This is a genomic window from Actinoplanes sp. NPDC051633, assembly GCF_040681735.1.
GTDB lineage: Bacteria > Actinomycetota > Actinomycetes > Mycobacteriales > Micromonosporaceae > Actinoplanes.
On sequence record NZ_JBFAZH010000178.1, the window covers coordinates 1 to 9,546 of the forward strand.

Genomic DNA, 9,546 nt, shown 5'->3' on the forward strand with positions numbered 1-9,546 from the left:
CAAGGGCTCCGGCGGGGGTGACGAGGGCGGCGTCGAGGACGGCGTGCACACCGTGGTGCGGGTCCGCGAGCCGCGCCGCAGCGACGAGGTGCAGGGCGTCTCCGGCTCGACCCGGCTCGAGGCCAAGCGTCAGCGCCGCCGCGACGGCCGCGAGCAGCGCCGCACCCGCCCGCCGATCCTGAGCGAGTCGGAGTTCCTGGCCCGCCGCGAGGCGGTCGACCGGGTGATGGTGGTGCGGCAGAAGCCGGACCGCACCCAGATCGCCGTGCTCGAGGACGGTGTCCTGGTCGAGCACTACGTGTCGCGGTCCACCTCCGGGACGATGGTCGGCAACGTCTACCTCGGCAAGGTGCAGAACGTGCTGCCCAGCATGGAGGCGGCGTTCGTGGACGTCGGCCGGGGGCGCAACGCCGTGCTCTACGCCGGCGAGGTCAACTGGGACGCCACCGGGCTGGAGGGCCGGGCCCGCTCGATCGAGCAGGCGCTGCGCTCCGGCGACTCGGTGCTGGTGCAGGTCACCAAGGACCCGATCGGGCACAAGGGCGCCCGGCTGTCGAGCCACATCGCGCTCTCCGGCCGGCACCTGGTCTACGTGCCCAACGGCAACGCCTCCGGGATCAGCCGCAAGCTGCCGGACACCGAGCGCAAGCGGCTGCGGGACGTGCTGAAGAAGATGGTGCCGGACGGCGCCGGGGTGATCGTGCGGACCGCCGCCGAGGGCGCCAGCGAGGACGAGCTGGCCCGCGACGTGAAGCGGCTGCAGGCGCAGTGGGAGGACATCCAGGCGAGGGCCGCGGGCGGGCACGCCCCGGTCGCCCTCTCCGAGGAGCCCGACCTGGTCATCCGGGTGGTCCGCGACCTGTTCAACGAGGACTTCAACGAGCTCGTCGTGCAGGGCGACCAGGCGTACGGCGAGATCGAGAACTACCTGAACAGCGTCTCGCCCGACCTCGTCGAGCGGCTGCACCGGCACACCGGCGGCGCGGACGTCTTCGCCGACAAGCGCATCGACGAGCAGATTCTCAAGGGCCTCGACCGCAAGGTCTTCCTGCCCTCGGGTGGCCACCTGGTGATCGACCGCACCGAGGCGATGACCGTGGTGGACGTCAACACCGGTAAGTACACCGGCGCCGGCGGCAATCTCGAGGAGACGGTCACCCGCAACAACCTCGAGGCGGCCGAGGAGATCGTGCGTCAGCTCCGGCTGCGCGACCTCGGCGGCATCGTGGTGATCGACTTCATCGACATGGTGCTGGAGAGCAACCGCGAGCTGGTGCTGCGCCGGCTCACCGAGTGCCTGGGCCGTGACCGGACCAAGCACCAGGTCACCGAGATCACCTCGCTGGGCCTGGTGCAGATGACCCGTAAGCGGATCGGCGCGGGCCTGCTCGAGGCGTTCAGCGAGACCTGCGACCACTGCAAGGGCCGCGGCCTGGTGATCCACACCGAGCCGGTGCCGGAGAAGCGGTCGTCCGGCGCGGTCAACCAGGTCAAGGCGGTCGCGGCGGCCACCACCAAGGAGGCGCCGGCGAGGTCGCGGCGCCGCCGGGGCAGCGAGCCGGCGGTCGACGTGGTCGAGGAGGCCCCGGCCGTGGAGGAGATCGCGGCCACCGAGGCCGAGCAGACCCAGCCCGCCGAGCCCGTCGAGATGGTCGCCGACGTTCCGCCGCCGGTGCAGGGCTCGGGCATCGTCTCGGTGACGCCCGCGCTCACCACGGCCGACAGCGACGACGACTACGACATGAGCGGCTACGACCTGTCCCGCTATGAGTCGAACGGCTCGGGCCCGCTGGCCGGCGCCGACGACCCGGACGCGGGCGAGGACGAGGAGGCCGCCGGTCGCCGGCGGTCCCGTCGCGGCGGGGCCCGGCGGCGGACCCGGCCGTGAGAACCGGCGGAAGAATCGGTTAGGAAACTTAACAGCGGCATCGACATCGGTTACTCTTCGGGGCGCCCACCCGACGCCCCGAGGAGTTCCCCGATGCGACGACTGTTTGTCGTGCTGTTCCTGCTGGCCGCGACCGGCTGGTCGGCCGGTTGCTCGACCGACAGGACGGGGTCGTCGGCCGCCACGCCGGAGCCGGCCGCCACTCCGTCCGCAGCGGCCGCGAGCGTCGCTCCGGGCGCGTCGGCGAAGCCCGGCGCGGCCGCCGGCGCGGCGCCGAAAGACGCGATCTGCGAGCAGGCGACGCGGGTGAGCACCCAGTTCGCGAAGACCTTCGCCGACGACATCAAGGCGCTCGTCGACGCCTCGTCGAAGGCCGATCCGGCCGCCGCCGACCAGGTCAAGAAGAAGACCGCGCGGGACGTGGAGAATTACGCCTTCGCGCTGCGGGACATGGCCGGGCACACCGAGGACCCGAAGGTCAGCAAGGCGCTCGGCGAGATGAGCAAGCAGGTCGGCGCGCTCAAGGGCGACGTGCGGGAGCTGGACGAGGAGAAGCTGGCCGCGATCGGCGGCGGGCTCGACAAGGCGTGCGGCACGGACTGAGCCGAGAGGTCGGCCCAGCAGCGGCCCCGGAGGGGCCCGGGTTCTCCGCCCTTGCCGGAGGCTCAGCGGCCGGTAGCAGCACAGCCCGGGGGCCGATTGGGATCCCCGGCGTCGATGAAGTAAGCTTGCCAACGGCGCTTTTCCAGGCGCCCGCTCCCCAGTGCTCTCCCCAGAGCCGGGGGTCCCCGAGATGTATCCGCCAGCAGCGCGACACTGGGCTGCGTAAGTGTCAGGGAGTCCGCGTCTCATGTACGCGATCGTCAAGACCGGCGGCAAGCAGTACAAGGTTGCCGAGGGCGACGTGATCGAGGTCGAGAAGCTCACGGGTGTTCCCGGCGACTCGCTGACTCTCGCCGCGGTCCTCCTCGTCGACGGTGACAACCTGGTGACCGACGCTGCCAAGCTTGCCAAGGTGACGGTGTCCGGCGAGATCGCCGAGCACACCAAGGGCCCGAAGATCCGGATCCACAAGTTCAAGAACAAGACCGGCTACCACAAGCGCCAGGGGCACCGTCAGCCGCTGACCCGCGTCAAGGTGACCGGCATCTCCAGCGGGAAGTAGGGCGCAGTCATGGCTCATAAAAAGGGTGCTTCCAGCTCGCGGAACGGCCGTGACTCCGCCGCCCAGCGGCTCGGCGTCAAGCGGTTCGGCGGTCAGCTGGTCAACGCCGGTGAGATCCTCATCCGGCAGCGCGGCACGAAGTTCCACCCGGGCGAGCTCGTCGGCCGCGGCGGGGACGACACGCTCTTCGCGCTGGCCACGGGCAACGTGCAGTTCGGCACCAAGCGCGGCCGCAAGACGGTCAGCATCGTGCCGTCTGAGCAGTAATAAACGCCGTTTCGAGCAAGCTTTTAGCAGCGGGCCGCGGACCTGATGGGGTCCCGCGGCCCGCTGTTTTTCGGAGGACAAAGTGACCACGTTCGTCGACCGGGTCGTGCTGCACCTGCAGGCGGGTGACGGCGGGCACGGCTGTGTCTCGGTGCGCCGCGAGAAGTTCAAGCCGCTGGGCGGCCCGGACGGCGGAAACGGCGGGCACGGCGGCGGCATCACGCTGGTCGTCGACCCGCAGCAGCACACCCTGCTCGACTTCCACTTCCGCCCGCACATCAAGGCCTCCAACGGCACCGGCGGCGCGGGCGCCAACCGGGACGGCGCGAACGGCGCCGACCTGGTGCTCAAGGTGCCCGACGGGACCGTGGTGCAGACCGCCGACGGCGAGGTGCTGGCCGACCTGATCGGCGCCGGAGCCTCGTTCGAGGTGGCTCGCGGGGGCCGGGGCGGGCGCGGCAACGCCTCGCTGGCCAACACGCGGCGCAAGGTGCCCGGGTTCGCCGAGCTGGGCGAGCCGGGCGACCAGCTCGACGTGGTCCTCGAGCTCAAGAGCGTGGCCGAGGTGGGCCTGGTCGGCTTCCCATCGGCCGGCAAGTCGTCGCTGATCTCGGTGATCTCGGCGGCCAAGCCGAAGATCGCCGACTACCCGTTCACCACGCTGGTGCCCAACCTGGGCGTGGTGCAGGCCGGTGAGCAGATCTTCACGGTCGCCGACGTGCCCGGCCTGATCCCGGGCGCGGCCACCGGCAAGGGGCTGGGCATGCAGTTCCTGCGGCACATCGAGCGCACCTCGGTGCTGGTCCACGTGCTGGACGCGGCGGCGCCGGAGATCGAGCGCGACCCGCTGGCCGACCTGGACGCGATCGAGGCGGAGCTCAACGCGTACGGGGGGCTCGAGGAGCGACCCAGGATGGTCGTCCTCAACAAGATCGACATCCCGGACGGGCGGGACCTGGCCGAGATGGTGAAGCCCGACCTGGAGGCGCGTGGGTACCGGGTGTTCATGGTCAGCGCGGTCACCCGGGAGGGGCTCAAGGAGTTCACGTACGCCCTGGCCGAGGCCGTCGCCGCGCATCGCCTGGCCACTCCGCCCGCCGAGCCCACCCGCGCGATCGTGCGTCCCCGCGCGGTCGACGAGAAGGGCTTCACGATCGAGCAGGACGCCGACGGCGTGTACGTGATCCGCGGAATCCAGGTCGAGCGCTGGATCAAGCAGACGAACTTCGACAACGACGAGGCCATCGGCTATCTGGCCGACCGCCTCGAGCGTCTCGGTGTCGAGGCGGCCCTGGCCAAGAAGGGCGCGCAGGCCGGCGACCCGGTCCGGATCGGCACCCAGGAGTTCGACTGGCAGCCGACCGCGGGCGAGTATGTCGCCGGGCCGCGCGGCTCGGACGTCCGGCTGGAGGAGCCGTCCGCCCGGACCAGCGCGGCCCAGCGCCTGGCCGCCCGCAGGGCGCGCCGGGCCCCGGCGCCGGCCCCGGTACTGATCCACGACGGCGAGGAGTCAGCCGAGGTCGAGTAGGCCGATCGCGCGCCTCGCACGGCGTACCGTGCCGGCGGCGGTCGGCCGCACCCGGTCGCGGCCCTGCGCCAGCACCGACGTGACATAGCCGCGATCCTTCGAGAACTCGCCGTAGCGAGCCCGGACCGGGGCGAGCACCGCCTCCACCGCGTCGGTCACGGACCGTTTCAGATCGCCGTAGGACGTGAACGGCCCGACCGGCTGCCCCAGGGCCGCGAGGATGCCCAGCAGGTTGGTCACGCCCGGCTGCCGGGCTGGGTCGTGCCGGACGATCCCGACCGTGTCGGTCACGGCTCGTGCGATGGTCCGCCGGACCTTCTCCGGCGAATCCAGCAGCCCGATGCGGCCCGCGTCGCTCGATGCGCTCTTGCTCATCTTCGCGGCCGGGTCGGCCATGTTCATCACCCGCGCCGCGGAGTCGGGGAGCACGCCCTCGGGCACCGTGAACGTGTCGCCGTAACGCCGGTTGAACCGCAGCGCGATCGTCCGGGCCAGCTCGAGATGCTGGCTCTGATCGTCACCGACCGGCACCTGGTCGATGTCGTAGAGCAGGATGTCCGCGGCCATCAGCACCGGATAGGTGAGCAGGCTGAGGCGCACCGGCCCGCCGCCTGCCGCGGAGGGGCGTTGATTCTCCGCCCTTGCCGAAGGCTCAGCGGCCGGTAGCAGCCCAGCCCTTGCCGAAGGCTCAGCGGCCGGTAGCAGCCCAGCCTTCTCCTTGAACTGGATCATCCGGGCCGCCTCGCCGTACCCGGTCGCGCACTCCAGCAGGTAGTGCAGGGAGGTGTGCTCGGGGATGGAGGACTGCAGGAACAGCGCGGTGCGATCGGGGTCGACGCCGACGGCGAGCAGCATCGTGGCCACCTCCAGGCTCTGTTCGCGTACCCGTCGGGGGTCGTGCTCGAGGGTGAGCGCGTGCAGGTCCGAGATGAAGGCGAAGGAGTCCGCGGCGCCTTGCGCCGCGATGAGCGGGCGCATGGCGCCCAGCAGGTTGCCGAGGTGCAGGTGTCCGCTCGGAGTGAATCCGGTGAGGCGTCGGGTCAGGGTCGGTGTGATGGTCACGGTCGCGTCCTTTCGATGGGTACGAGCGACCACTTCCCGCAGACACCGGCTTGCCGTGACACAGCGAAACGGCCGCCTGCGTGGAGGCGGCCGCGAACGTCGGTTTCGCGTGTGGGGATGGGCCGCCCTAGGGCAGCCACCAAGCAAAATCACACACGCGCATGGGCCAAATGATACGCCCATCCGCAGAGCCGGCGACGGTGACAGGAAACTCACCGTGGCCACGCGCGCCCCGTGCGACCCGGTGTCCCGGAGCGGCATGATGGTCCGCATGCCGAGCCTGACCCGCGTTGAGGCCATCGATCGGGCCGCGACGATCGACGTCGAGTCGTACGAGATCGACCTCGATCTGACCGATCCCGACGGCTCGTTCCGTTCGCGTGCCGTGATCCGGTTCTCGGCCGTCGAGGGCGGGGCCACCTTCGCCGACGTGCAGCCCGCCGAGCTGATCTCGGCGACGCTGAACGGCGCACCGCTCGACCCCGGCACCCTGCGCGATCACCGGCTGCCGTTGACCGGGCTGGCCGCGGCAAACGAACTGGTCGTCGAGGCGCAGATGGCGTATTCGAACGACGGCGAGGCCCTGCACCGTTACGTCGACCCGGAGGACCAGCGGGTCTACCTGGCCGCGACGCTGTTCCTGGACGGCGCCCGCCGCGTCTTCGCCTGCTTCGACCAGCCCGACCTCAAGGCCCCGGTCACGCTGAGCGTCACCGCCCCGCCCGACTGGATCGTCGCGGCCAACGCGCCCCTCGCCCAACCAGCCCACAACGGCCGCTTTGTCTTCGCGCCCACCGTCCCGCTGGCCACCTACTTTATGTCGCTGATCGCGGGGCCGTACCACGTGCGCACCGACGAGCACGACGGCCTGCCGCTCGCGCTGTACGCCCGGCAGGGCCTGGCGCAGTATCTGGACGCCGAGGCGGACGAGCTCTTCGAGGTCACCAAGCAGTGCCTCGACCGGTATGCGGAGCTGTTCGAGATCAGCTACCCGTTCGGCCACTACGGGCAGGCGTTCGTGCCCGAGTTCAACGCCGGCGCGATGGAGAATCCGGGCTTGGTGACCTTCCGCGAGGAGTTCGTCTTCCGCGCCGCGGTCACCGACAGCGAGCGCGAGCTGCGGGCGATGGTCATCGCTCACGAGATGGCGCACATGTGGTTCGGCGACCTGGTCACCATGAAGTGGTGGGACGACCTGTGGCTCAACGAGTCGTTCGCCGAATACATGGGCTCGCGCGTGGCCGGCGAGGCGACCCGCTTCACCGGCACCTGGACCAGCTTCGCGGTGGGCCGCAAGGCGTGGGGCATGCGCGCGGACCAGCGCCCGTCGACCCATCCGGTGGCGCCGGTCGAGGTCGCCGACACCGAGCTCGCGCTGCTCAACTTCGACGGGATCTCGTACGCGAAGGGCGCCTCGACCCTCAAGCAGCTCGTTGCGTGGCTCGGTGACGACACCTTCTTCGCCGGCGTCAACGACCACTTCGCGGCCCACCGGTACGGCAACGCGACGCTGGCCGACCTGCTCGGCGCGCTGAGCAAGGCCAGCGGCCGCGACCTGTCCGCGTGGGCCGAGGCGTGGCTGCGGCGGGCCCAGGTGAACACCCTGCGGGCCGAGGTGAGCAGAGCCGCCGACGGGACGTACGAGTCGGTCGCCATCGTGCAGACGGCTCCGGAGGACCACCCGACACTGCGGCCGCACCGGCTGGCGCTCGGGCTCTACGACCGCGGGCCGGGCGGCGGGGTGGTCCGGCGGGACCGGATCGAGCTGGACCTCGAGGCGGGGTCCTCGCGGACGACTGTCCCGGAGCTCGTCGGTGCGGCGGCGGCGGACCTGCTGCTGGTCAACGACGGTGACCTCACGTACGCGAAGATCCGGCTCGACGAGGGGTCGCTGGCGAACGTACCGATGATGTTGCCCCTGATCGACGACTCGCTGACCCGGGCGGTCATCTGGGCGGCGGTGCTCGACGCGGTCACCGACGGCGAGCGGCCGGTGTCCGAGCTGGTCACCCTCGTGCTGGCCGCGCTGCCGATGGAGACCGAGGTGGTGATCGCCGAGGACGTCCTGGCGGCGACCCGGCGGCTGGTCGACCGGTACTCGACGCCGGAGACCCGGCCGGCCGCGCTCGAGATGATCGCGCAGGCCTGCGACCGGCTGCTCGCCGCCGCGGAGGCCGGCGGGTCGCGGCAGCTGGCCGCCGCTCGCGGGCTGATCTCCGCCTCGGTAGACACCACGCGGCTGCGCGGCTGGCTGGCCGGCGAGGGCGTGCCCGAGGGGCTGGCGATGGACGCCGAGCTGCGTTGGCTGGTCCTGTACCGCCTGGTGGTGCTGGGCGCGGCCACCGCGGAGGAGATCGACGCGGAGTACGAGCGGGACCGCACCGCGTCCGGTGAGCAGTTCGCCGCGCGCTGCCGGGCCGCGCTGCCCGACCCCGGGGCCAAGGCCCGCGCCTGGCACACCATCGTCGCCGACGCGGACACCTCGGCGCGGCTCGCCGACGCCGTCGCGGTTGGCTTCTGGCAGCCCGAGCAGAGCGCGCTGACCAGGGAATACGTGGCCCGCTACTTCGCCGACATGCCGGGCATGATGCAGATCCGCAGCGGCGGCGGGGCGGAGAAGATCGCGATCACCGCGTACCCCCGATATGCCGTTGATCCACACACCCGTGAGCTGGCCGCCGAGCTGCTGGGACAGCCCGATCTCAACTCGACGCTGCAGCGGGTGGTGGTGGACGGGGACGACGACGTGCGGCAGGCGCTGGACGCGCGAAGCTGATCTTATTTCGCCCTTTCCGCCCGGTTTCTTCCCGTAAAGTGAGATCACGGGGGGTGAAGCGTGGAATGGTCTGAAGCGCTGTCCAGCGGCCTGTTGCAGGCCGCTCCGGACGCGATCCTGGTCATGGACGACGGACGGATCGTGCTGGTCAACGACCGTGCGGAAGAGCTGTTCGGCTGGTCCCGTGCGGACCTGGTCGGCAAGGGCGCGCAGATGCTGATCACCGCGGAGTCGCTCGCGGACCTGCCGCACCTGCTGAAGCGCCGCAGCGCCGAGCCGGCGCCCGGCTCGATGGGCACGGTCGCGGTCACCGCCCGCCGGAAGGACGGCAGCGAGCTGCCGGTCGAGGCGTCGCTCGCCGCCGTGGACACCCCGCAGGGCCGCGTGGTGGTCGCCCTGATCCGCGACTGCACCGAGCGGGCGAAGGCGGACGCCGAGAAGGCCCGGCTCCGGCTGGAGGCGCAGACCCACCGCAACCACCGCCTGGAGAGCCTGGGCCAGCTGGCCGGGGGCATCGCGCACGACTTCAACAACATGCTCGGCGTGATCGTCAACTACGCGCACTTCGTCATCGAGGAAGCGTCCGCGGACAAGCCCGACCTGGCGACGATCGTCACCGACGCGCAGCAGGTGATCAAGGCGGGGGAGCGCGGCACCGCGCTCACCCATCAGCTGCTCGCCTTCGCCCGGCGCGAGGTGGTCCGTCCGCAGGTGCTGGACTTCAACTCGGTGATCGTCGGGTTCGAGGAGATGCTGCGTACGTCGGTCGGCAGCCGGATCACCCTCGAGCTGCGGCTGGCCTGACGTTGAGCCTCGGAACCCTTAACAATCCCAAAACTTGTCGAATGGTCGGCTTAATA

Annotated in this window: 8 protein-coding genes; 7 read left to right on the top strand and 1 reads right to left on the bottom strand. The window is 71.0% G+C overall.

The window, feature by feature from the left end; all coding sequences use genetic code 11:
- The 5 genes from AB0M20_RS13120 to obgE all read left to right on the top strand — a co-directional run.
- A partial coding sequence (locus AB0M20_RS13120) for an Rne/Rng family ribonuclease (RefSeq protein WP_364297616.1) occupies nucleotides 1-1,888 on the top strand: 1,888 nt, incomplete at its 5' end.
- A gap of 93 nt (nucleotides 1,889-1,981) precedes the next feature.
- Complete coding sequence (locus AB0M20_RS13125; RefSeq protein ID WP_364297618.1) at nucleotides 1,982-2,491, top strand: hypothetical protein; 510 nt, start codon at nucleotides 1,982-1,984, stop codon at nucleotides 2,489-2,491.
- Between the two features lie 247 nt (nucleotides 2,492-2,738).
- On the top strand, nucleotides 2,739-3,053 hold the full coding sequence (gene rplU / locus AB0M20_RS13130) for a 50S ribosomal protein L21 (RefSeq protein WP_364297620.1): 315 nt from the start codon (nucleotides 2,739-2,741) through the stop codon (nucleotides 3,051-3,053).
- 9 nt (nucleotides 3,054-3,062) lie between these two features.
- Nucleotides 3,063-3,320, top strand: a complete 258-nt coding sequence (gene rpmA, locus AB0M20_RS13135; protein ID WP_364297622.1) for a 50S ribosomal protein L27 — start codon at nucleotides 3,063-3,065, stop codon at nucleotides 3,318-3,320.
- 82 nt (nucleotides 3,321-3,402) lie between these two features.
- A complete protein-coding gene (obgE, locus tag AB0M20_RS13140; protein WP_364297624.1) occupies nucleotides 3,403-4,848 on the top strand; it encodes a GTPase ObgE in 1,446 nt (481 codons plus the stop codon).
- Here obgE and trpS read toward each other — a convergent pair.
- Nucleotides 4,831-5,910: a tryptophan--tRNA ligase gene (trpS, locus tag AB0M20_RS13145; protein WP_364297626.1), complete on the bottom strand. Its 1,080-nt coding sequence runs from the start codon at nucleotides 5,908-5,910 to the stop codon at nucleotides 4,831-4,833. The genes obgE and trpS overlap by 18 nt on opposite strands.
- Before the next feature lie 271 nt (nucleotides 5,911-6,181).
- Between trpS and pepN the strand changes: the two genes are divergently transcribed.
- On the top strand, nucleotides 6,182-8,686 hold the full coding sequence (gene pepN, locus AB0M20_RS13150) for an aminopeptidase N (RefSeq protein ID WP_364297628.1): 2,505 nt from the start codon (nucleotides 6,182-6,184) through the stop codon (nucleotides 8,684-8,686).
- A 60-nt stretch (nucleotides 8,687-8,746) separates the two neighbouring features.
- Nucleotides 8,747-9,490, top strand: coding sequence for a PAS domain S-box protein (locus AB0M20_RS13155; RefSeq protein WP_364297630.1), 744 nt, complete (start codon nucleotides 8,747-8,749; stop codon nucleotides 9,488-9,490).
- Nucleotides 9,491-9,546: the final 56 nt, after the last annotated feature.